Here is a 17,700-nt window from a genome sequence, read left to right on the forward strand (position 1 = left end):
GCTATCTCTCTTGGCGTTGGTTTATCTGAGGAATAGGATGAAAGACGGCTCATGATTTTACCGAGTCCTGAGCCGTCTATTTTTCAACCACCACAGTCGAAAAGGTAAAAATTTATGAATAAGGAAAAAACGAATAAACTGGATAGAAAACTTCAAAAAAAACTGCTCCTTCAAATGAGAGATGTTTATCCTGATTGTTTGGAATACCGTGAAGATCACCCAGACAAGAGAAACCCAGAAATAATTTTTAATTTGGCTTATTTGGAAGAGCATGGACTTTGCACAGACGCAATCCGCTATCCTGAAATAGAGACTTGGTCTCCCAGAATAACCGCCAAAGGGATTGACTTCCTCGAAGAAGATGGCGGATTGCAATCCATTCTTGGGATCGTTACCGTTAGATTGGAGGCTGATACGCTTCGACAACTTATTGAAAAAAGAATTACCGATAGCGATAAGACCGAAGATGAAAAATCTAAAATCAAGCATCTTTTGACCACAATCCCGGATAAGGCCCTATCAGCAAGTGTAAATTCTCTGTTTTCTCAGGCTTTTCCTCACCTTCCTTATGAAAATATTGTTGAGTGGCTTCGTGCACTCTCCGGCCTTTAAAAATGCCAATATTTTTAAAAAGAAAATAAAAAACATTTCCAGAAAGAGAGATTGGAACAAGGACATCACCTGCGGTTTCAATATTGAGTCGAGCCCGAAGAGCACATGCCCCCTTACTCTCTTCAAACCATAACTCTCGGCAGCTATACGCCCCTTGTGGTAATCTTATGGTAGGACGCTTCATTTCTCAGTCTCTTTTCCACTGAGAAATTCATAGAAAATTTTCGCATCTTTAACCAAGATAGATGCCGTTTCTTGTGGTCCATCTATAAGATAAAGATCTCTTTTTCTTCCTAAGCTTAATGAAAATTCTAAAGCTTTGATGCGGAGGTCTTTATCCTCAGCATTGTGCATTTCAAGCATTTCTTTTCCGTCACTAGCTAGAATAAGATCAATTACCTTGGTGGGTTTGGTTTTAGAATGTTCTGTCATTTCTTGGCTTCCTTCTTAAGAGAAAAATCCGTATTTTTCCTTGTTAGTTTAACTTTGTTTGTATTGGAGTTTTCTGATGGCTGATCTTCGTTCGAGTCCAACCATGCGAGTAAAATTTCTACGCGCACGTCGCATAGAGAAAGACGACGCAGTTCCATTGATAGAAATTCAAATAGAGATTTTTGGACATACTGGGATGTATCCTTGGTCAGCAGAGACAAAAGTCCGCCTTCCGATTTCAGAGCTTCGCGCCCCAACTCACAAAAGCGACGTTCCGTTACACGTACTTGCTCGGCAAGCTTTTGAGACAATTTCTCATACGTATCAGGGGTTAGAAAACTTCCACTCTCCAATTGAGTACGACTAAGTACAACGCCATAATTCTTCAATGCGTCTTGTTGTAAAAACGAAATACGATCTTCTTTGGAAGCATTCACATTAGGAGGGATCATTTCTTTGTGCTTTCATATTCGTCATAATTTTTCATGAATTCTTGGACTTTATTCGCCGTCGAAATCAGAAAAGACTTTCCTCCTCGAATTCTTGCTAAAAAATGAGCGTTTCCAGCGGCTTTTCTTCCAAAAGTCGTTTCTGCCATTTTGTACTTTGCACAAAAATCTTCAGCTTTTTTTAAAAAATTCTCTTCCATAAATTACTTTATGTTTAAAATTTTATATAAAATCAAGAAAAACGTGTAATTTTTTATATCTTTTTAAACAGAAAGATATGTGTAATGAATTTCACAATGAAGAAAACATCACAAAAAATTTGGTCTGAAATTGATAAAAGGCGGAAGTCTGGAGATAAAACTGTTACTTGGTCAGAATTAGTGAGAAAAACAAAACTTAGCAGAAGTTTCTTTTATGCTTTGAGAGACGGAAGAGCTTCCGAGCCAAGCAAAAGTAACATTGAAAAAGTAGCCAAAGCTTTGAATTGTGATCCAAATGAAATTTGGGGGACAAGCCAAAATCACAATTGTCTTCCCGTTATAAAACAACCTGCCAACTATAAAGCTGTTCCTCATTCTGGAACGGTATCAATCCCTGAATACCTAATTACGGCAAGTGCTGGTCATGGCTTAACAATTCCCGATTTGGAAGATGCTGAGTGCATTTGGGAAGTCCCTGTTGGGCTTATTTCCAGGCTACCAGTCTCTTCTCACAATAAGCTTGCAATTTTTACTATCGCAGGAAATTCCATGTCTCCTAAATATGTTCCAGGAGATAGAGTTCTAATTGATCTCAGCAGCGATCGCTTCACACATGATGCAGACTATGTTTTTAGAACTGATGATATTCTGATGATTAAACAATTGCAGCTTATCCCAAAAGCAACAGGAGCCGTTATTAGAGCCATTTCATTAAATGAAGAATTCATTGCTTGGGAGCTACCTGTAAAAGAATTAAACATTGTCGGCCGCGTGGCTGGGAAATGGGTATTTGAATAACTAACAAAGCGCAGCTAATAACTGCGCTTTTTTTAAATATCTTCAGATAAAATGTTTATCTCTGTTTTTATTCGACTCTTGTGGCAAAATCAGCTATCAAGGAGGAATGGCCGAAAAAAAGTGGACGGGAACTAATCCCTATCCATACAAAAACGTCGACTTAACTTTTATACAGTGCAAGCACGCACCAATGCAAATGGATAGACATTTGCGCTAGTCGATTAGTTACATCTTTCTAGGCGTGTGCCAAACACTTTAATTTTTTGAAAGATGAAACTATGCCTTCCTCTGGTATGGGTAGATATTACCCCCTCACAAACGAAGAAATCTCACAAGCAGTCAAAGTAACACGTCCAGGAGCATATGCTTTGGGACACATTAACAAAGGAAGTGCTTTTTGTGTGGATTATATTGGACGCTCAGATGCTGACCTCGCAGACTGTCTAAAAAAACATGCAGAAGCTAAACAATACCCATATTTTAAATTTATGTGTCTTAAATCAGCTAAAGCTGCTTTTGAAAAGGAATGTAATCTCTATCACGACTTTAAGCCTGATGGGAACGACAAACACCCAGAGGACTCAAAAGGCAATACCAAGGAAAAATGCCCTAGATGCCCCAAAATTTAAGACATTATAAGTTTCGTGCTGAATAAATTCATCCGAAAATTATCTTTCTTCAACACTTTAGAAAAAGAAAAACAAGTAAACAATCATTGTAATAACCGTGTTTTTATTGGAAAATTGATCGCCTAAAAACGTCAAAAAAATATGAGTATAGCCCAGACCAAATACAATGACTTTACTGGAAGTGTTGCTGCAGATATTGCAGACAACACTTCCATTTTAAACTGGCTCGCAAGCCACCATAATATAGCGGTTAAAGGAACCATTGTTTCCATAGACGCATGGTACAACTATAGTGAAAATTCTAAACCTGTAGAAATGCTTTCCCTGAAACTAACAATACAGGATGACAACAATTCCGAACATGAAATTCAAATTAAAAAAATACCTGTTTCTATTTTTCTAGGATGCTTTAAAAGACTTCAGCTAAAGCTAAACAGAACATAAGATGATTATCCTGAAATAAACTATAGCATGGCTAACACTGCACTTTTTTCTTAAATAATTAAAACAGAGGAATCTTAGTCTATAAGTCCTGAATTTCTCTGTTTTTTTATTGAAAAATAAACTAGAAACCCTTTCTGGACTCATTTTAATAATGCTTGCATAGTAAGCATTTATCAACATAAGCTTTCTTGAAGATAATCCATAACGATCTGGGCTGGCACCGCAATAAAAATTTCTTCTGGAAAATGGAGAGACAGAAATCTTTTTCAAATAATTTTTCAAAAATAAAATCAACCCAAAAATCTTTAAATGATTGGATAAAAAATAATGGTCAAAAAACCCACAGAACCAGCTGATCCAAGAGAAACTGTATCAGAAGGAAGACAAAGTGTAAGTGGTATCAAACCAGCACCTAGAAGGCCAACTCTATCAATCGAAAATATTCCAACCAATAAAAATGGCCCGAATAAATCAACTAAAAATTCTTGAGAAAAAGGAAAGAAATCCATGTTGATAGAGAACAATCACTAAACACCAAAAAAGGGCAATAAGAAGCGCTACATAGCTACTTATTGTCCAGTATTTTGCATACTCTAATCGCCTAGCATTATCCTTAAATGCCAATCCGGACCTTCTGGCCAGATGCTCTCTTGTCTGAAGTTCAGATTCACTAATAATTGTTTTAAACGCTTCATCCCCCTCCTCCTTGATTTTAAATTCTTTTGTCATGATTTTAAAAGGATCATCGCCTGCAGGAAACCAATCCCTTGGAATTAAGACAAACAAAGCCGATATACCCGCCCAAAGAAGTGGAATAGTCGATAGAAAAAAATACCATGGAAGAGGATTTTCTTTTAATTGCGCTAGACCAATGAGAGCCGCTGCAAAAGTAAATGTCCATGTCACAGCAGAACTTCCACGCGAGATATATGCCGTATAAATTGGCAAAATCGCTTGAAGCTGCATTTCACCTTGACGTTGCGCCTCTATCGCACACCAAAGACGAAACCCTCCTCCGCCTTCAAATTTTCCATATTCTTTTTCGATCTTCGCTATTTCTACCTTTTCTTTTTCGTCTCTTTGCGTTTTCCTTAAATCTGCTTTTATTTTTCTACTCATTATTTTTCCAGTACATCCGCAACAAGGATTTAAAAATGAAGAAACCTGCTCCTCCACGCCCTAATCCAATCCCTAAAAAGCCCACACCTGGAACAACTGTCCCGAAACCCATACGGACTTAATTTCCTAAAATATAAAAAGCAGAAATAACGGCAGCTAAAGAGAAAGTTGCATAGGAAATTCGCATTAACTTCTCTAATCTCCAAAGAATCTTTTCTGCTTTTTCTTCATTGCATTTCAAGCGAATAGCTAATGCTTCTCGAATTTCTAACTCTGTTTCGTAATTATCTTCATCCATTACATAATCAATTTCATCACCGGATAAATTGATCTTTGCCGGCAATAGAATTGCTAACCCTCCCACAATTGAAATTATAAAAAGAAAAACGCAAAAATAAGCCAGGAAACTCATGGAGCTTCCTTTCAAAATGGCAGCGAGTGCTGTCATCAAAGCAACGTTCCAACCAACTAAATTAAGCGCTCTATTCCGATATGCTTCGAATGCTTTCCGAACGCATTCATATCTTAATTCGCCCTGACGTTGCGCCTCTTTCACACGCCATAATCTCAAATCGCCTTCAGCAGCGCCCACCTCAATTTCTTTTACTTCTTCTTTCATATTCTTCATAAGTCATGCTTTCTTCATCTAATCTCTTTGCCCATATCTTCTCATATTCAAGTTAAGATCTTGCACCAACGAGCCTCAAAATGAATTTTCTTCTATTATTAGGCTGATGATTATTGGAAAATCTCAGCCCTAGTAATTCTAGAATGTGTTTTTTCATATCTATTACCAACTTCACCTAGGAAGGATTTAAAAATGAATACTTACTTTGTTGTACTTCACACAACGCAACCAGAAAGAACGGAAGAAGTTCTTGAATTTTTAAAGACAGTTGGGAAAGTCAAATCCCTTACAAAAGATGACTTTCCCGCATGGTTCGTCAAAACAGATTTAATATTGAAAACCTTGAGTGACGAAATCTATAACCGAACATTAATGAAAGATAATTTTGCCATTATTAATCTCCCGGATCTAAAAAATTCAAAATTTCTTACGTTAACAGAAAATTTTAATTGGCTGGATCTGGCTTAACCAACAGAACATTCTTCCCCGCTTCTAAATGGGGAAGAACCACTTTTTCCAAAAACTTCCCATAAGATTCACGAATGCGCATTTCTCTCGAAATTCCATCTCCCCAGCCTCGAACACTAAAATTTTTATAATTGCACCGTACCTCAACCGTTTCTTTTTTCTCTAACATACGATTCCTTTCAACCGCTCTTTGCGGTTTTTATTTTGTAAAAAGCCCAGAAAACCAAGCTAAAAAACATTGAACTCAAAATAAAAATTCAGTTCATGTTTTTCTTATTCTCTTAATTTTTACACAAAATTATGTTTATGTAAATTTTTATACAATATCTATTTACTTTGTGTAATATTTTGTACAATATTATTTTATCACATCAATTCGTGATGTGTGACGGCGGCGCAAAGAAATTTGCATTATTGCCTTGCCGCCGTCTTTTTAATCTCCAAGCTGATCAAGGAGATTTTAAATGGAACGCTCAAAGACAACTGGATACCCCATCCATCCTGATGTCAAAAAACGGATGTATATCCGTAATCTCTCTCCTATTCTTCGCATCTTAGTTCAAATCTTCAGCATGGCTGCCATGATCATCATAGGAACAATGTGCGGTGCCTTTATCCTCAGCTTTATGCAAAATCCAGTTGATGGGATTTACGCCCAGATTATTGAGTGGACGGCTTTTCTCTGTCTCTGCTGGCTCATGAACTTTTTCATGTCTGTTTATTGTGCTGCACGGAACCGCTTCAAATGAGCAGGAGAGACATCATTACAGCGGAACAAGAGCCCGACGACTTCCTGAGATATTTACAAAATCTTGGATCAAGAGTTGTTTTCAGCTGTCACATCACAGAACAAGGAGGACAGTTCGTCTGGGCAGGAAAATGGCCTGCTAATGAAACAGCCCTTCTCCGCATCCTTAAAGAATTTCAAATAAACATCGAGGAGCGTCTCAAATGAATATCCGTTCATGCCCCTTCTGCAAAAAAGAAGGCGAAGCCATAATTATTAAAACGAACGTACCAAACTTTTTTGTCAGATGTGAAAACTGCGCTGGCTGTGGCCCTTGGAACAAGCGTGAAGAGATGGCCATTCAAGCTTGGAATAAAGGAGCGAATCTTCGCCAAATTGAACTAAGTGAAGATGAAGAAAATGATTATCTAATTTTCTGTCTTCCTCCATCAAATGAAGATGGACGCCTCCTCATAAAAAAACTTTCTTTTCGCCTCATGCAACTTTCAACTTCAGATGGAAAGTACAATGACGATGAAAGTTGGCATCTTATCAACAAAGCTGATGAGTTTTTGGAAAGATGGCCAGAAGGAAAAGAACAAGGAATAACAAAATGATGAGCTTTCCTTTTCCACCAGCAATCATGGATATTTCTCAGGCAGCTTTTTATCTTGGTAATATCAGTACCGTCACTTTCAACAAAAAGGTTGCGCCTCACCTTCGGAAAATCAATATTGCTGGACGACGTGTTGGATTTTTAAAGAAAGATTTAGATGCCTTCATAATGCACGCAGCAGGCGTTGATTTGTCCGAAAAACAAGAAAATGTAAATCCACTTGATGCGCTATGACTTCAATCAAATTAAAATTTGTACGCCGTATCAAAGACAGATATGGAAAGGTCAGATATTATCTAAGGCGTCCAGACCTTGATAAGCACATTCTATTGCCCTCTCCTAAGGATCCTGAATTTCTTAGGGCATATGCTGATGCAATGGGTATTAAGAAAAAGAATGATTTCCGACCTAACAGCTTTGCATATCTTATTGAGGATTGGCAAAAATCAGCACATTTTCTTTCTTTAAGCCAGGGAACCAAAAAGGCATATAATCGCCTCTTACTTTCCATGCAAAAAGAAGACTATGCTGAGCATCTTGTCTCTGACTTTGAAGCACGGCACATTAGACGCTTCATTGCACGCCACGCAGAAACGCCTGCAGCTGCTAACCATAGACTAAAACTTTTTCGTATTTTATTTGATTTTGCCATTAAAGATGGCCTCAGATCAGACAATCCTGCAAAAGATATTAAAAAATATAAGGAAAAAGCCGAAGGACAATCTCCCTGGACAGATGAAGAAATCAAAGTGTTTGAAGATTATTGGCCGACAGGAACAGTTCAACGAAGAGCTTTTGCGCTTATGCTTTACACAGGCCAGCGTCGCAGCGATATTGTAAAAATCTCTCCCAAAGACCGGAAAGACAATCTCTTAGAGGTTACGCAGAAAAAAACAGGAACATCTCTCTTAATTCCTATTCACCCTGCTCTGCAGAAAGAACTAGATCCCATCAAAATAGGAGATGCTTACCTTCTCAGCTCAAATGGAATTCCATTCACTGCCAATGGCTTTTATATGCGCTTTAAAAAATGGAGAGAACAAGCAGGACTTCCTGCCGGATTAAGCCCTCATGGATTACGCAAAACAACAGCTAAGAAATTGGCAGAGGCAGGATGTTCGACACATGAAATTGCAGCCATTACAGGACACAAAACTTTGTCAGAAATAGAAAGATATACGAAATCTGCAGATCAAGAAAAAATGGCGATAGAAGCCATTAAAAAACTAAAAAGGTAAAACTTTTTTAAAAATGGTAAAACAATCTTTAAAAAACTTGATATTTCTAGGAATTTTAAAAGATAATGGTGAACCGGGTGGGATTCGAACCCACGACCATTCGATTAAAAGTCGAATGCTCTACCAACTGAGCTACCGGTTCATTCAGAACAAACTATCTTTTCTTCGTTTCGAAGTGTCCGTTCGTTGTATGAGTGTTTGTTTACCCGCTCTCCTCTGCTCCGTCAAGCAGTAAAGTATAAAATACTCTCTTTTTTCTTAAAAAGAAAAAAAACGGCTGCAAAATTCCTTTGCAACCGCCTTTTTATAAAAATTTTCTAAAACTTAAGCTTCAATAAAAGCTTTCTTAATACGATCAGGATTTTCGACCATACCAGAAGCGCCCTTACCTCGCTTAATTTGGTCAAGAACGTCCAAACCTTCGACAACCTGTCCTGCAATCGTATATTGACCATTCAAATGCGGTGCTGGCTGGAACATAATAAAAAACTGGCTGTTCGCACTATTGGGATTTGAAGAACGTGCCATTCCCAATGTCCCACGTTCGAACTTAGCTTCTCTTGAAAACTCTGCTGGTAAGTCTGGATAATTACTGCCACCTGTACCCGTAGCCGTTGGGTCACCGCCCTGCGCCATAAAACCTTCAATCACACGGTGGAAAGGAACACCATCATAGAAACCTTCAGAAGCAAGTTTTTCAAGGCGCTCTGCTGCTTTCGGTGCTAAATCAGGACGTAATTCGATAACAATTTTACCGCCATTTTCGAGTTCAAAAACAAGTTTTTTTCTCTCTTCACTCATAATACATATCCTTTCTTACGATGGTGTTCTTTTCTAGGTGGGAATTATTTCTCTTGAGACAAGAGCGCTTCTCTGACCTTCTTTGTCGTAAAGGGGGAAACGTCTCCTCCAAGATGGGAAATTTCTTTAACAATACGGCTAGAGGTTGCCCTCTGCTCTTCCGATGCAAGCAAAAAGATTGTTTCTATCTCTGGCGCTAAGCGCTTAATTGCAGCTGAGAGTTGCGTTTCAAAATCAAAATCACCTGCACAGCGCAACCCACGGATAACAGTTCCAGCTCCTTCACGCTTCATCGCACTGACCAAAAGATCCGAAAATCCAATAACAGAAATACGATCCTTTGCTGGAAAATTTTTAATGCCATCTTGTATCAACGCAATCCGCTTCTCCAACTCAAGAAGCGGATGTTTTCCATCATTCGTTGCCACACCAATAATGAGGCGGTCAAAAAGAACAGATGCGCGTTTTATAATATCCAAGTGTCCAAACGTCACAGGATCAAACGTTCCTGGATAAAATCCTACTCTTAAATGGTTTCCCAAAAGTTAATCCTCTAAATCTTCAGCGTCTTCAATTTCAGGCTCTGAAACCGGCATCGTCTCTTGAGGAGCTGCCTCTGCAATATCTTCCTCATTATTCTGATCTTCCTCCTGCACTTTGAAGGCAGAAATCACAGTCTCACCCTCATCCACATTAAAGAGGCGTACACCAGAGGCCATACGGGACATAATGGAAACCTGATCCACAGGCATGCGGATAAGGCGTCCTGTATCCGTCACCATCATGGCATCTCCGCCAGCCCTCACTGGGAAAGTCGCAACAACGGCTTTACCACGGGCTTTATTCTGCAGAGACATATTCTGCACGCCCTTCCCGCCTCTTCCTTTGGTTGCATAATCATAAGAAGAAGACCGGCGGCCAAACCCCTGATCCGTCACAATCAAGAGCCAACGTTCATCTGGAGAAAGCTCTTCAAAACGCTCTGCTGAAAGCGCTTCAATCCGATCAGAATCCTCGTCCTCCTCTAAAATTTCTTCATTTTCTTCTTCAGACTCCGATACTCCTGCAAGGAGACGCCGTCTTGCGGAAGCTTCTTTGAGATAAGCAAGACGCTCGTCATTATTTTTCAGTTCAGGATGTGGCAGCACAACAAGCGAAACAACCTTATCCCCTTCATCCAAACGAATACCACGGACACCGGTGCTATTGCGCCCAGCAAAGACCCTTAAATTACTATCGGTAATTTGGAAACGAATGGCACGGCCATTTTTTGTTGCAAGAAAGAGATCCTCATTTGGATGACACGTTCTCACACCAATAAGACTATCCCCCTCGTCCAATTTCATCGCAATAATCCCTGTAGAGCGGATATTACTAAAATCACTCAAGCGGTTACGGCGGACATTCCCACTCGCTGTCGCAAAGACAAGGTGAAGATCGTCCCATAAATCTTCATCTTGCGGCAAAGGAAGAACGGCTGTGATGTGCTCATCTTCTGCCAATCCTGGGAGAAGATTTACTATCGCACGCCCCTTAGAAGTCGGCGACGCTTCAGGCAAACGCCAAACTTTCATCTGATGAACTTGCCCTGCACTCGTGAAAAAGAGTACCCATTGATGGGTATGCGCGTTGAAACTGCGGATAATAACATCATCTCCACGACGGCCTGCCGCTGTTTTTCCACGTCCGCCACGATTTTGCAGACGAAACTCCTCTAATGGCGTCCGCTTCACAAACCCTTCTCTTGTAATGGTAACAACCATCAAAGCTGGTTCAATTAAACTTTCGTCAGATTCATCGCCTAACGCATCAGAAATTTCTGTCGAACGCTTGTAATTTAGAGCATTACGAACATTTCCGAGCTCTTCACGCATAATAGAAAGCCGATGCTCACGATCTTTCAAAATAAGCAGAAACTCACGAATTTGCGCAGCAATATCATCCAGTTCAGAAACAATCTTATCCCGTTCCAAACCAGTCAAACGATGCAAGCGAAGTTCTAAAATACCACGCGCCTGTGCCTCTGTAAGATGAACATTCCCGTCAATAATTTTGTTATTCTCATCATCAACGAGTTCTAACAATGCCCGCACATCTTCTGCTGGAAATTCTTGCGCCATCAAAGAAGCCCGAGCTTCTGTTGGATTAGGCGCATTTCGGATAATTGCAATCACACGATCAATATTTGCGATTGCCAAAGCCAAGCCAATTAAGAGATGTCCTCTGTCCCGTGCTTTCCCAAGGTCAAAACGAGCCCTGCGCTGAATAACCTCTTCACGAAATTTAACAAAGGCCTCCAAAACATCTTTTAAAGTAAAGATACGGGGAGTTCCCGCATCTAAAGCCACCATATTCACAGGAAAACTGCTCTGCAGCTGTGTGTGGCGGAAAAGCTGATTTAAAACCACATCACCTGTCGCATCACGTTTAAGCTCAATAACAAGACGCATTCCTTGACGGCTACTCTCATCTCTAATGTCAGAGATACCTTCAATAACTTTTTCTTTAACCAGTTCCCCAATTTTTTCCTGCAAGACAGCTTTATTCACCTGATAGGGAATTTCTGTAACAACAATCGCAAAACGGTCTTTTCTAATTTCCTCAATCGAAGCTCTTGCTCGGACAGGGATAGATCCCTTTCCCGTTGCATACGCCTTACGAATGCCACTCCGCCCCATGATAATTCCCCCCGTTGGGAAATCCGGCGCAGGCACATACGTCATCAACTCCTCAAGAGAAATCTCAGGATTATCAATAAGCGCCAAGGTCGCATCAATCACTTCCACCGGATTGTGCGGCGGAATTCGGGTTGCCATCCCAACAGCAATCCCCTCAGCACCATTGACCAATAAATTCGGATATGAGGCAGGCAAAACCTCTGGTTCTTGTTCCGTGTCATCGTAGTTTGGACGGAAAGGCACTGTATTGCGCTCAATATCATCCAACAGCCATGAGGAAGATTTTGCAAGGCGAGCTTCGGTATAACGCATCGCAGCAGGGCTATCTCCGTCAACCGAACCAAAATTCCCCTGACCGTCAATCAGCATCACGCGCATCGACCAGCTTTGCGCCAAACGCACCATCGCATCATAAATTGCACTGTCGCCATGCGGATGGAATTTACCCATGACCTCCCCGACCACACGAGCAGATTTACGATACGGCTTGTCCGCCGTGACGCCACTGTCCTTCATAGCGTAGAGAATACGGCGATGAACGGGCTTTAGACCATCTCGAACATCTGGCAAAGCACGGGAAACAATCACAGACATCGCATAATCGAGATAAGAAGAGCGCATCTCCTTTTCGATTGGAATCTCAATGATACCTTGTTCTGTTATTAATTTTTCAGGAAGATCTGCGCCTGGTTGATTGGGTTCGGTCAAGAAAATGTCCCCATTTAATATAAAGATGTGCCTGCTTGGATATTAGCTTAAAAACGGCACGGACAAAACTGCTTAAAGGAAGAAAAAGCTTCCGTTAGATTTCAGCTTAATTCACATCGTTTCATAACAATACCACCAAATCAGCAGAGCAAAAATAATACAGGAAAAAAGAGCCACACGAAAAATAAGCGAAATCATGACAAGCCTTCTCCACAAAATACAGTCCTCATAACATGACACCTTTTTCCAACTTCATAAGCCTAGCACAAGCCCAACAAAAGCAATCACGGCTCCTGAAAGAAAAAGGGAAAGGAAAATCATGCCCGAAACGCCCATCATCAAGCGCTTTCCATGCGCCCACTCATACGCACGCAAAGAAAGAAAACTCATTGTAAACACAGCCAATGCGCCTACAAAAGAGAGTAAAGTTGCAGAGGCTTCCTGCGTTTGCAGTAAAAAAAGCGACTGATCCAGCCAAAGGGCGGTTACGAACATACCCCACAACCATAGAAAAAGAGCTTCCCAAGCAAGAAATCCACTAAAAATGCCCATTCTAAAGGAACGCTCAGGATTTCCCCACCCTTTAAGGAAAGAACGGCTAGCGCACAACAAAAGCGCAGCAACTAACTCTAAGAATATAAAGCCCGCAACACCGGGGAAATGTGGCATGCCAAGCATAAAAAAAGAAAAAAACAAACAAATGACTGAAAGCGCCACAGAAGCAAAGAAACTTCCCCCAGAGAGCAATTCACTGTTTTTTTCACTTGTTTTAAGGGGGAATTCCTGCGTTTCAGGTGATAATTCCTGTTTTCCGAAAAATACCTCGTCCCCGTTAAATTCTTCTTCTGAAACTTGAAACGGACGTATAACTTTTTGCGCACTTAATTTCTGTGCCAAAGCCACGGTCTCCGCAAGCATTCCCTCTCGTGATTTTCGCTGAAAAGCACTCATCCCGCTAGAGCTGTCTTCTCCAGAAAACGGCGTACTCTTTTCAAAAAGCCAATCCAGCGCACTTGCAGGAGAAGCATAGAGTTTTGAAGCCTCTTCAAATTCGTCTCCAAGACCAGTCACCGTTGCAGTTTCTCGCATCAAATGATCTTTTTCAGGCTTCTCACTCAATGCTTTTCTCCCACTGAAAGACTCTTAGGACTCTCTTCTAAGCTAAACGTAAACTCATCCTCATCGCTGTCAGATAAGCCCAACATTGATTGCGCCTCTCCTTCTGAAATTTCTTCAGCCCCTTTCAAGGCACGCCGCATCACACGGAAACGTGTTCCTCCTTCTTTGCTCAGCACATTTTGCGCCTCCTGAAGCTTCTTTTCAACTTTATCAAGCATATTCCCAAATTTACCAAATTCCGTTTTAATCCCTCCCAGCAATTTTGAAATTTCACCTGAGCGCTGATGCACAGCCAAAGAGCGAAATCCCATCCGCAAAGAAGATAAAAGCGCCATTAAAGTTGTCGGTCCAGCAACAATCACCCGAAACTCTATCTGTAAACGGTCAATCACTCCCGGACGGCGTACCACTTCGGCAAAAAGCCCCTCTGTCGGCAGGAACATAATCCCCATATCTGTTGAAAAAGGCGGCTGCACATATTTATCCCGAATGTCTTTTGCACATTCATAAACACGCCTCTCTAAAGCCCGTCCTGCTTCTTTTTCTGCCTCACTATTTCCAGCCTCTAAGGCATCAATGAGACGTTCATAATCCTCAACTGGCAACTTAGCATCGATTGGCAACCAGATCTTATCAGAATCAGAATTACCTGCCCCTGGCAGACGAATGGCAAATTCAACTCTTTCTTTAGATCCCGGGCGGATTTCAACATTTTTAGCAAACTGATCCGAAGACAAGGAATCTTCAAGCATTGATTCCAGCTGCCCCTCTCCCCAGATGCCTCTGGTTTTGATATTCCCCAATACTTTTTTAAGATCACCGACATTATCTGCAATTTTCCGCATTTCACCGACACTGGAAGAAACACGGTCTAAATTTTCATTCACAGTAGAAAAGGCTGCGCCTAAACGCTTTTCAAGCGTCCCTTGAAGCTTTTCATCCACTGTCACCCGCATTTGTTCAAGTTTAGCTTCATTGCTTTCACGCATTTTTTCTAAACGTTGCTCGACCCCTTGCTGTAAAAAGGCCATCCTCTCTGAATTTTGATCTCCAAATTGGCGCATTTTTTCTTGCAGCGACTGTGCTTGCTGCTGAGTTTCCGTTGCAAACGTCTTAAGGGCTGTAAAATTTTCCTGCCGAAACCCATCTAACTTTTCTGAAAAAGATTGTAATTGTAGATTTAAGGCGTCCCGCATTAAAACAAGCGCCTCGAGTTGCGCCTTAGAAGCGCCTTCCATGCGGGAAAGCAATATCTCTCTGGAATGACGGTTTTCCTGTTCGGCACTCAATCGTAAATTATTAAAATTTAATACGGTTTCTTCTGAAAGAGGCGCTGCCTTTTGAGACAATAATTTTAAAATACCAACACAAATAAAAAGAAGTAAGAGCAAAGCGCAAAGAGAACTCACGCAAAGAACATTCAACAACATAACAAAGATCCAAAATTATTTTTCAAGCGGTGTCGGCTTTTGATAAGTGAGTTGCGATGAAGGATCCCCTTGCGCTCCCTTTTTCCAATCATTTGGCAACAAATCATATCCCGGATCAAAAAACCCTTCTGAAGGATGATAAACGGGATGACAATTTAACAACTCCACCTCTTTTGCAGGCAATGGGCCAATCCCTTGCGACGTATAATAAGAAGGTTTTCCAAAAAAAGAGGATCGATGTGCCCTTACCTCTGAAATAATAGTGCCCTTTTCATAATGATACGTCTCTCCCTGATCTCCAAAAGGCTTAATTTTAAGCGGGGAAAGCACCTTACCCTGACAATCCTGTGCCTGCGTAACACAAGGCATAAAAGCCACACCTAAAGCACAAGAAAACCAACGTAAATTTTGAAAAAAAGACATGATGATAAGACGACAATTCAAAAAAAAGAAGGATAAGAACGCCGTTTAAGCTGACTTATATGCGACACTCCTTGGTATAAATACACTTCAATCAAAATATTTGTTGAAAAAAAATACATATTTTTTAAACAAAAACATCCGCTTATAAAAATAACCTGAGGTATCTTCTTTAACAATGATTTCAATGGAAAAAATTCGTCCTCGCCTCAAACAAATTATGCCCATTCTGATGAAGTTGATTGTTCCTGTTCTCATTTTACTGATTTTTTTATATCCAGAATATTATATCCGCAAATACACAACTGTCTTTATGGACAACCATGAGCATTTCTTCCGCAATGCCCTATTAAGTACTTTATGCCTTCCCGTTATCTTTATAAGTTTAAATCGTTGGATTGGCGCCATCGCCATTACATTTTACACTGGATTTCTTTTATTCTTTATCAAAGTAATCAAACAAATCGATGGCATCGTCGCCGATAATGTCGAAGCGATTATGGGAACAAGCTGCTCAGAAGTAAGCTCAACGCTAGCCGATCATATTCCTGCCTGCATTTTACTCATTTGCATCTTGATTGCTTGTTTTTGCCTCGCCTTAAAACTCTGTCATTTTCGGCCTATCATTTTAAGTATTAGTCTTTCCTGCGTTCTTATCCCTTGGCTTTACCACTGGCACTATACAGCCATTGCTTGGACATCATCTAACCCTAATAATGATTCCACTTTTAATAACCCTGAAGGCCGAACCCACATGTTTTTTGAAACCTATCCTGGGGTTCCTGGCATACTTATTTATGGCGGATATAAACTCTTATTTTACAAAGATGTCCCAAGTACCCCCCATACAAAACAAGACGAAATGATCCTTTCTATGGGGAATGATAAGGCAAAAAATATTATCATTGTTATCGGAGAATCTGCTACCGCCTCAAGGCATAGCTACCTAAATCCTGCCTTGCGAACACCCGTCTCTGAACAAAATTCGGCTTCAGCCAAAAAAGCATCTACCATTGAGGATGTAGATTCCGTTACGCCACTAACCAATCCAGCTCTGTTCCGTATTTTATCTTTTCGTCCCTATAACCGTGACGCCCTCGTCGAATTAGCATCTGAAGAAGGCTACAAAACTTATTGGGATGGCAAACGCGACAAAAAGGAAAATATAGGTTCTTATTTCAGCCTATATAACTCTCTTAACCTCACCTTACAAACAACACCCTTTGCCTCAAACCTTATTTCAAAAAAAAGAGCATGCGCTATTGAAAAGGCACATTCCATTGCACCTCTAACCAATTTAGCTGTTCCACGTATCCTCTCTTTCCAATCCGTTGATCATCCAGAAAAACTCTATGACCGTAAAAACCTCATCGAACTCGCTTCTCAAGCAGGCTATAAAACCTACTGGATTGGTAACCAATCAGGTGCTGGCCCTTATGCAAGTCGCTATGGCTACATTTCTCGTTTTGCAGACGTCACACTACGCCCTGATTTTTTAAAATTGCCATCAAAAAGCTTAAAGAATACAAAATCGGAGCCAGAAATTATAAAATTCCATGACGCTACTGGCATTAAACGCATCGATGATTTTGAACTTTTAAAACCTCTTAAAGCTATTCTTGAAAAAGACTCTTCTGAACATAAATTCATTATTCTTCATATTTGGGGAAGCCATACTGGATATTACGATAAATCAGATGCAATCGACCGATCTGCCCTTCCTGATAGTGATGCCTATGACCGTTCCATTCACCACACAGATCGCCTTATCCGACAGGTGACTGAACTCGCAAATAAAAATTTAAATCAGAAATATCTCCTGTTTTATACTTCAGATCATGGCGAAGATGTCCCAAGACAGGCACATGGCGTTTGGGACGGTGACATCACGCAATATGAAATTCCAATGCTGCTCACATGGGGAGAAGCAGAAACAGAGAATGGCCTAAAATATTGTAAGCGCATTAATAAAATGCGTGCGCCTACTGGTTATTTTTCACAAACAATGGATAAAATCTTTTTGTCAGAAATGATGGGATACAAAATAAATCCTGAAACCGTCAACTTGCTGGCATCTCATGATCGTATCCTTCATGTTAACGGCGAAATTTATATCCACCCAAATATCAAAACTTACTGGTCCTCTGGGGAGATTGTAGCAAAAGACATCTCAATTCCTTAAAC

General features: G+C 40.5%; 24 protein-coding genes and 1 tRNA gene. 11 read left to right on the plus strand and 14 right to left on the minus strand.

Annotated features, from left to right (window positions below; translation table 11 throughout):
• Positions 1-114: 114 nt before the first annotated feature.
• A complete protein-coding gene (locus tag FAI40_01740; protein ID QCE34161.1) occupies positions 115-612 on the plus strand; it encodes a hypothetical protein in 498 nt (165 codons plus the stop codon).
• A 180-nt stretch (positions 613-792) separates the two neighbouring features.
• Here FAI40_01740 and FAI40_01745 read toward each other — a convergent pair whose 3' ends face one another.
• From FAI40_01745 to FAI40_01755, 3 genes are read right to left on the minus strand one after another with little or no spacing between them, the layout of a single operon-like run.
• Positions 793-1,044 (minus strand): hypothetical protein, encoded by a 252-nt coding sequence (locus tag FAI40_01745; GenBank protein QCE34162.1) that lies wholly within the window; start codon positions 1,042-1,044, stop codon positions 793-795.
• Positions 1,041-1,496, minus strand: coding sequence for a hypothetical protein (locus FAI40_01750; protein QCE34163.1), 456 nt, complete (start codon positions 1,494-1,496; stop codon positions 1,041-1,043). Before FAI40_01750 ends, FAI40_01745 begins: the two co-directional genes overlap by 4 nt.
• Positions 1,493-1,693 carry a hypothetical protein gene (locus FAI40_01755; GenBank protein ID QCE34164.1) on the minus strand — a complete coding sequence of 67 codons (201 nt, stop codon included), beginning with the start codon at positions 1,691-1,693 and terminating at the stop codon, positions 1,493-1,495. The genes FAI40_01750 and FAI40_01755 overlap by 4 nt, the downstream gene beginning before the upstream one ends.
• An 84-nt stretch (positions 1,694-1,777) precedes the next feature.
• On the opposite strand from FAI40_01755, the gene FAI40_01760 reads away from it, so the two are divergent.
• From FAI40_01760 to FAI40_01770, 3 genes are all read left to right on the plus strand, one after another.
• Positions 1,778-2,491 carry a LexA family transcriptional regulator gene (locus tag FAI40_01760; GenBank protein ID QCE34165.1) on the plus strand — a complete coding sequence of 238 codons (714 nt, stop codon included), beginning with the start codon at positions 1,778-1,780 and terminating at the stop codon, positions 2,489-2,491.
• 278 nt (positions 2,492-2,769) lie between these two features.
• Positions 2,770-3,120, plus strand: coding sequence for a hypothetical protein (locus FAI40_01765; GenBank protein QCE34166.1), 351 nt, complete (start codon positions 2,770-2,772; stop codon positions 3,118-3,120).
• Between the two features lie 141 nt (positions 3,121-3,261).
• Positions 3,262-3,564: a hypothetical protein gene (locus tag FAI40_01770; GenBank protein ID QCE34167.1), complete on the plus strand. Its 303-nt coding sequence runs from the start codon at positions 3,262-3,264 to the stop codon at positions 3,562-3,564.
• Positions 3,565-3,869: 305 nt separating this feature from the next.
• On the opposite strand, the gene FAI40_01775 is transcribed toward FAI40_01770, so the two are convergent.
• The 3 genes from FAI40_01775 to FAI40_01785 all read right to left on the minus strand — a co-directional run bounded on the left by FAI40_01775 (position 3,870) and on the right by FAI40_01785 (position 5,311).
• A complete protein-coding gene (locus FAI40_01775) occupies positions 3,870-4,073 on the minus strand; it encodes a hypothetical protein (GenBank protein QCE34168.1) in 204 nt (67 codons plus the stop codon).
• Positions 4,036-4,683, minus strand: coding sequence for a hypothetical protein (locus FAI40_01780; GenBank protein QCE34169.1), 648 nt, complete (start codon positions 4,681-4,683; stop codon positions 4,036-4,038). Before FAI40_01780 ends, FAI40_01775 begins: the two co-directional genes overlap by 38 nt.
• A gap of 118 nt (positions 4,684-4,801) precedes the next feature.
• A complete protein-coding gene (locus tag FAI40_01785) occupies positions 4,802-5,311 on the minus strand; it encodes a hypothetical protein (GenBank protein QCE34170.1) in 510 nt (169 codons plus the stop codon).
• A 192-nt stretch (positions 5,312-5,503) separates the two neighbouring features.
• On the opposite strand from FAI40_01785, the gene FAI40_01790 reads away from it, so the two are divergent.
• Entirely contained in the window at positions 5,504-5,779 is a 276-nt protein-coding gene (locus tag FAI40_01790) for a hypothetical protein (GenBank protein QCE34171.1), read from the plus strand.
• Here FAI40_01790 and FAI40_01795 read toward each other — a convergent pair.
• On the minus strand, positions 5,757-5,948 hold the full coding sequence (locus tag FAI40_01795) for a hypothetical protein (GenBank protein QCE34172.1): 192 nt from the start codon (positions 5,946-5,948) through the stop codon (positions 5,757-5,759). The two genes, FAI40_01790 and FAI40_01795, sit on opposite strands and share 23 nt — an antisense overlap.
• A gap of 295 nt (positions 5,949-6,243) precedes the next feature.
• Here FAI40_01795 and FAI40_01800 point away from each other — a divergent pair, with 295 nt between their 5' ends.
• The 5 genes from FAI40_01800 to FAI40_01820 are packed head-to-tail and all read left to right on the plus strand — an operon-like array spanning position 6,244 to position 8,360.
• Complete coding sequence (locus FAI40_01800) at positions 6,244-6,528, plus strand: hypothetical protein (protein ID QCE34173.1); 285 nt, start codon at positions 6,244-6,246, stop codon at positions 6,526-6,528.
• Positions 6,525-6,734 (plus strand): hypothetical protein, encoded by a 210-nt coding sequence (locus tag FAI40_01805; protein ID QCE34174.1) that lies wholly within the window; start codon positions 6,525-6,527, stop codon positions 6,732-6,734. Before FAI40_01800 ends, FAI40_01805 begins: the two co-directional genes overlap by 4 nt.
• Positions 6,731-7,123, plus strand: coding sequence for a hypothetical protein (locus FAI40_01810; protein ID QCE34175.1), 393 nt, complete (start codon positions 6,731-6,733; stop codon positions 7,121-7,123). The genes FAI40_01805 and FAI40_01810 overlap by 4 nt, the downstream gene beginning before the upstream one ends.
• Positions 7,120-7,356 (plus strand): hypothetical protein, encoded by a 237-nt coding sequence (locus FAI40_01815; protein QCE34176.1) that lies wholly within the window; start codon positions 7,120-7,122, stop codon positions 7,354-7,356. The genes FAI40_01810 and FAI40_01815 overlap by 4 nt, the downstream gene beginning before the upstream one ends.
• Entirely contained in the window at positions 7,353-8,360 is a 1,008-nt protein-coding gene (locus FAI40_01820) for a hypothetical protein (protein QCE34177.1), read from the plus strand. The genes FAI40_01815 and FAI40_01820 overlap by 4 nt, the downstream gene beginning before the upstream one ends.
• Positions 8,361-8,426: 66 nt before the next feature.
• Here the strand turns inward: FAI40_01820 and FAI40_01825 are convergent.
• The 7 genes from FAI40_01825 to FAI40_01855 all read right to left on the minus strand — a co-directional run bounded on the left by FAI40_01825 (position 8,427) and on the right by FAI40_01855 (position 15,465).
• A tRNA-Lys gene (locus tag FAI40_01825) sits at positions 8,427-8,502 on the minus strand.
• A 182-nt stretch (positions 8,503-8,684) separates the two neighbouring features.
• Entirely contained in the window at positions 8,685-9,161 is a 477-nt protein-coding gene (locus FAI40_01830) for a peptidylprolyl isomerase (GenBank protein QCE34178.1), read from the minus strand.
• Positions 9,162-9,205: 44 nt separating this feature from the next.
• Positions 9,206-9,703: a pantetheine-phosphate adenylyltransferase gene (coaD, locus tag FAI40_01835; protein ID QCE34179.1), complete on the minus strand. Its 498-nt coding sequence runs from the start codon at positions 9,701-9,703 to the stop codon at positions 9,206-9,208.
• Positions 9,704-9,706: 3 nt separating this feature from the next.
• Entirely contained in the window at positions 9,707-12,460 is a 2,754-nt protein-coding gene (gene gyrA, locus FAI40_01840; protein QCE35717.1) for a DNA gyrase subunit A, read from the minus strand.
• 339 nt (positions 12,461-12,799) lie between these two features.
• Complete coding sequence (locus FAI40_01845) at positions 12,800-13,666, minus strand: hypothetical protein (protein QCE34180.1); 867 nt, start codon at positions 13,664-13,666, stop codon at positions 12,800-12,802.
• The gene (rmuC, locus tag FAI40_01850; GenBank protein ID QCE34181.1) at positions 13,663-15,096 is read right to left on the minus strand and encodes a DNA recombination protein RmuC; all 1,434 of its coding nucleotides are present in this window, start codon (positions 15,094-15,096) and stop codon (positions 13,663-13,665) included. Before rmuC ends, FAI40_01845 begins: the two co-directional genes overlap by 4 nt.
• 15 nt (positions 15,097-15,111) lie before the next feature.
• The gene (locus tag FAI40_01855; GenBank protein QCE34182.1) at positions 15,112-15,465 is read right to left on the minus strand and encodes a hypothetical protein; all 354 of its coding nucleotides are present in this window, start codon (positions 15,463-15,465) and stop codon (positions 15,112-15,114) included.
• Positions 15,466-15,694: 229 nt separating this feature from the next.
• Here FAI40_01855 and FAI40_01860 point away from each other — a divergent pair, with 229 nt between their 5' ends.
• The gene (locus FAI40_01860; GenBank protein QCE34183.1) at positions 15,695-17,698 is read left to right on the plus strand and encodes a phosphoethanolamine transferase; all 2,004 of its coding nucleotides are present in this window, start codon (positions 15,695-15,697) and stop codon (positions 17,696-17,698) included.
• Positions 17,699-17,700 lie beyond the last annotated feature (2 nt).

The organism is Acetobacteraceae bacterium, from assembly GCA_004843345.1.
Classification (GTDB): Bacteria; Pseudomonadota; Alphaproteobacteria; order Acetobacterales; family Acetobacteraceae.

Coding starts and splice junctions, on each gene's coding strand:
- FAI40_01740 (QCE34161.1), top strand. CDS start 115: ATGAATAAGGAAAAAACGAATAAACTGGATAGAAAACTTCAAAAAAAA.
- FAI40_01745 (QCE34162.1), bottom strand. CDS start 1,044: ATGACAGAACATTCTAAAACCAAACCCACCAAGGTAATTGATCTTATT.
- FAI40_01750 (QCE34163.1), bottom strand. CDS start 1,496: ATGATCCCTCCTAATGTGAATGCTTCCAAAGAAGATCGTATTTCGTTT.
- FAI40_01755 (QCE34164.1), bottom strand. CDS start 1,693: ATGGAAGAGAATTTTTTAAAAAAAGCTGAAGATTTTTGTGCAAAGTAC.
- FAI40_01760 (QCE34165.1), top strand. CDS start 1,778: ATGAATTTCACAATGAAGAAAACATCACAAAAAATTTGGTCTGAAATT.
- FAI40_01765 (QCE34166.1), top strand. CDS start 2,770: ATGCCTTCCTCTGGTATGGGTAGATATTACCCCCTCACAAACGAAGAA.
- FAI40_01770 (QCE34167.1), top strand. CDS start 3,262: ATGAGTATAGCCCAGACCAAATACAATGACTTTACTGGAAGTGTTGCT.
- FAI40_01775 (QCE34168.1), bottom strand. CDS start 4,073: ATGGATTTCTTTCCTTTTTCTCAAGAATTTTTAGTTGATTTATTCGGG.
- FAI40_01780 (QCE34169.1), bottom strand. CDS start 4,683: ATGAGTAGAAAAATAAAAGCAGATTTAAGGAAAACGCAAAGAGACGAA.
- FAI40_01785 (QCE34170.1), bottom strand. CDS start 5,311: ATGAAGAATATGAAAGAAGAAGTAAAAGAAATTGAGGTGGGCGCTGCT.
- FAI40_01790 (QCE34171.1), top strand. CDS start 5,504: ATGAATACTTACTTTGTTGTACTTCACACAACGCAACCAGAAAGAACG.
- FAI40_01795 (QCE34172.1), bottom strand. CDS start 5,948: ATGTTAGAGAAAAAAGAAACGGTTGAGGTACGGTGCAATTATAAAAAT.
- FAI40_01800 (QCE34173.1), top strand. CDS start 6,244: ATGGAACGCTCAAAGACAACTGGATACCCCATCCATCCTGATGTCAAA.
- FAI40_01805 (QCE34174.1), top strand. CDS start 6,525: ATGAGCAGGAGAGACATCATTACAGCGGAACAAGAGCCCGACGACTTC.
- FAI40_01810 (QCE34175.1), top strand. CDS start 6,731: ATGAATATCCGTTCATGCCCCTTCTGCAAAAAAGAAGGCGAAGCCATA.
- FAI40_01815 (QCE34176.1), top strand. CDS start 7,120: ATGATGAGCTTTCCTTTTCCACCAGCAATCATGGATATTTCTCAGGCA.
- FAI40_01820 (QCE34177.1), top strand. CDS start 7,353: ATGACTTCAATCAAATTAAAATTTGTACGCCGTATCAAAGACAGATAT.
- FAI40_01830 (QCE34178.1), bottom strand. CDS start 9,161: ATGAGTGAAGAGAGAAAAAAACTTGTTTTTGAACTCGAAAATGGCGGT.
- gyrA (QCE35717.1), bottom strand. CDS start 12,460: ATGCGCTCTTCTTATCTCGATTATGCGATGTCTGTGATTGTTTCCCGT.
- rmuC (QCE34181.1), bottom strand. CDS start 15,096: ATGTTGTTGAATGTTCTTTGCGTGAGTTCTCTTTGCGCTTTGCTCTTA.
- FAI40_01855 (QCE34182.1), bottom strand. CDS start 15,465: ATGCCTTGTGTTACGCAGGCACAGGATTGTCAGGGTAAGGTGCTTTCC.
- FAI40_01860 (QCE34183.1), top strand. CDS start 15,695: ATGATTTCAATGGAAAAAATTCGTCCTCGCCTCAAACAAATTATGCCC.